Raw genomic sequence first — 3,159 nt, 5'->3', positions numbered from 1 at the left:
CCAGGTCCAGGGGCGTATGGTACGTGTGCAATTCACGTAACCCCCATTGGCAGTTGAACCTAGCCGGCGTTAGCAGCGCTTTTCAGGACATCGGGTCCGCCGGAGCGGTGCGAAATAGGGGCGATGAACCTCGATGTAAAGCTGTTTATTTCCGCACGCGAAAATCATCGCCAAACCCTGGGCCCGTCAGGGATTGCGTGGGGGGACGATTCATCCTTATCCACAGCCGGATTCCGCGCCGTTCCGTGCGTTCGAAATCGATCGCCGCCCGCAGGCGTCAACCGATGCTGGACCGCACGCCAGCGGCCATGTCATGAAGCCGTCGTAGAGGTCGGCGATCACAACCGCTCCGACACCTGTGTGCGCCGATCCGGGGAAGCCTCGCCATCCATGACTGACGCCGCGGTTCTGTCCGTGCGGAACGCCTCGAAGAGCTTCGGCTCGCGACGCGCCTTGGACTCAGTTTCCCTCAATGTGCGCAAGGGCGAGATGATCGCCCTGATCGGCCCGTCGGGTTCCGGCAAGTCGACCCTGCTGCGCTCGATCAGCGGCTTGCAGACCATCGATGCGGGCGAGGGCCGGATCGAGGCCTTCGGCGAGGTGGTCCAGTCCGAGGGCAAGATTTCCCCCAAGGTGCGCGACGCGCGCATCCGCATCGGCTTCATCTTCCAGCAGTTCAACCTGGTCGGCCGCCTGACCCTGTTCTCGAACGTCGCCTTGGGCTCGCTGGGCCGCATCCCGTTCATCCGCGGCGTGTTCGGCGCCTGGCCGAGGGAAACCCAGAGCGCGGCCATGGCGGCCATGGCCCGCGTGGGCGTGGCCGAGTACGCGGCCCAGCGCGCCAACACCCTGTCTGGCGGCCAGCAGCAGCGCGGCGCCATCGCTCGCGCCCTGGTCCAGAAGGCCAAGATCATCCTGGCCGACGAGCCGGTAGCCTCCCTCGACCCGGTTTCGGCCCGCAAGGTGATGGACATCCTGCGCGACCTGAACCGGATGGACGGCCTGACCGTCGTGGTCACCCTGCACCAGGTGGACTACGCGCTGCGCTATTGCGACCGTGTGGTCGCGCTGAAGGCCGGTAAGGTCGTCTATGACGGCGGCGCCGACGGCCTGGACAAGACCCGCCTGATCGACATCTACGGCCCCGAGTTCGAAGACGTCTTCTGGGAAGGAGCGCCCAAATGATCGACCGCCGTAACCTCCTCGCGACCGGTCTGGCCGGCCTTGGCCTCTCGGCGTGCGGCCAGGCACAGGACGCGCCGGCGCCGGGCGCGGAACCGCAGGTGATCAATTTCTCGATCCTGGCGACCGAGAACTCCACCAGCATGGAGACCTTCTGGAAGCCGATCCTGGCCGACATGGAAAAGTCGATCGGCATTCCGGTGAAGCCGTTCTTCGCCTCCAACTACACCGCCCTGATCGAGGCCCTGCGCTTCAAGCAGGTGGACGCCGGCTGGTTCTCCAATCTCTCGGGCCTGGAGGCCGTACGCCGCGCCAATGGCGAGGTCTTCGCGCGGACCTTCGATCCGTCGAACATCGACGGCTACAAGTCCGTCATCATCGTGCCCGCCAAGAGCAAGACCACCCTGGAGGACGTGCTCCGGTGCGACAAGTCGCTCACCTTCGGGATCGGCGACGCCAAGTCCACCTCCGGCACCCTCGCCCCGATGACCTATCTGTTCGCGCCCAACAACATCGACCCGGCCAAGTGCTTCAAGGCGGTGAAGTCGGCCAACCACCAGGCCAACCTGTTCTCGGTGGCCAAGGGCGTGCTGGACGTGGCGACCAACAACTCCACGGCCATTCGCCTGCAGAAGGAGCGCGGCACCGGCGTCGACGAACAGGTCCGGGTGATCTGGGAAAGCCCCAAGCTTCCCGAGGACCCGATCATCTGGCGCAGCGACCTTGATCCGGCCGTGAAGGAAAAGCTGCGGCGGTTCTTCCTCACCTATGCGCAGGGCGAGGGCGCCGAGCCCGAACGCCAGCGCAAGCTGCTGAACGCGCTGTCCATCGGCGGCTTCAAGCCGGCCGACGCCAGCCATCTGCTGCCGGTCAAGGAGATGGAAGCCACCGAGGCCCTCCTGGAAGCCACCAACAAGAACGACAAGGCCAAGATGGCCAAGGCCAAGACGTCGCTGGACGCCATCAAGGCCGAGCGCGCCGCCCTGGAGGCCAAGACCGGTCAGCCGGCGGCCGCGCAGTAGGATCGTCCCGTGACCGTCACTGCGCCCGCGCCCGACCTGTTGAAGCCCCCGGTCCGCCCGCTCGGCCAGCGGGTGTTCGACATCATCCTGTGGGGCGGCATCGCCACCATGCTGATCGTCGGCTTCGGGCCGGTGGAGATGGAGAAGCTGCCGCTCCTCTTCCAGAACTCCGAGAACATGCGCCAGTTCGGCCGGGACTTCATCCGGCCCGATTGGAGCGACTGGCGGCTGCTGGTCACGCAGATGTGGGTGACGATCCAGATCGCCCTCTGGGGCACCACCATCGCCGTGGTCCTGGCCGTGCCGCTCGGCCTGCTGGGCGCGCGCAACGTCACCCCGAGCTATATCCAGATGCCCATCCGCCGGGTCATGGACGCCCTGCGCTCAATCCCAGACCTGGTGATCGGCACCATGTTCGTCGTGGCCGTGGGCCTGGGTCCCTTCGCCGGCGTCATGGCCCTGGCGCTCAACACCGGCGGGGTGCTGGGCAAGCTGTTCTCCGAGGCGGTGGAGTCCATCGACAAGGGCCCCGTCGAGGGGGTCCGCGCAACCGGCGCCGCGCCCCTGCAGGAGATCGTCTGGGGCGTCATTCCGCAGGTAGCGCCGCTCTGGACCTCCTATGCCCTCTACCGGTTCGAATCCAACAGCCGGGCGGCGACCGTCCTTGGTCTGATCGGGGCCGGCGGGATCGGCCAGATCCTGTTCGACAGCCTCAACAGCTTCTCCTACGGGCGGGTGGCGGCGATCTCTATCGTCATCGTTGTGGCGGTCAGCATCATCGACCTGCTGTCGCAGACCATCCGCTCACGTCTCCTCTAGAGCCTGACCGCTGCTGATTGAATCGGGATTCCGGTTGTCTGCGGATCATGATTCAAGATGTGGGCTGGGCAGGAGGCCAGCTTGCATGGCGCGTCCTTACTCTTCTGACCTTCGGGATCGAGTGGCGGGGTTCGTG

3 protein-coding genes are annotated in these 3,159 nt (G+C 65.8%); all 3 read left to right on the top strand.

Annotated features, from left to right (window positions below):
* Positions 1-390 precede the first annotated feature (390 nt).
* Genes phnC through phnE form a run of 3 tightly spaced genes read left to right on the top strand, consistent with a single transcriptional unit; the run spans position 391 to position 3,023 of the window.
* Positions 391-1,185 (top strand): phosphonate ABC transporter ATP-binding protein, encoded by a 795-nt coding sequence (phnC, locus tag Q8Q77_RS06730; protein ID WP_305582438.1) that lies wholly within the window; start codon positions 391-393, stop codon positions 1,183-1,185.
* A complete protein-coding gene (gene phnD, locus Q8Q77_RS06725) occupies positions 1,182-2,204 on the top strand; it encodes a phosphate/phosphite/phosphonate ABC transporter substrate-binding protein (RefSeq protein WP_305582436.1) in 1,023 nt (340 codons plus the stop codon). The genes phnC and phnD overlap by 4 nt, the downstream gene beginning before the upstream one ends.
* Positions 2,205-2,213: 9 nt before the next feature.
* Entirely contained in the window at positions 2,214-3,023 is an 810-nt protein-coding gene (phnE, locus tag Q8Q77_RS06720; protein WP_371130422.1) for a phosphonate ABC transporter, permease protein PhnE, read from the top strand.
* Positions 3,024-3,159 lie beyond the last annotated feature (136 nt).

It is taken from the genome of Phenylobacterium sp., assembly GCF_030698145.1.
Lineage (GTDB): Bacteria > Pseudomonadota > Alphaproteobacteria > Caulobacterales > Caulobacteraceae > Phenylobacterium.
The sequence above is the reverse complement of the archived record's forward strand: the minus strand, read 5'-3'. Positions and strand labels throughout refer to the sequence as shown.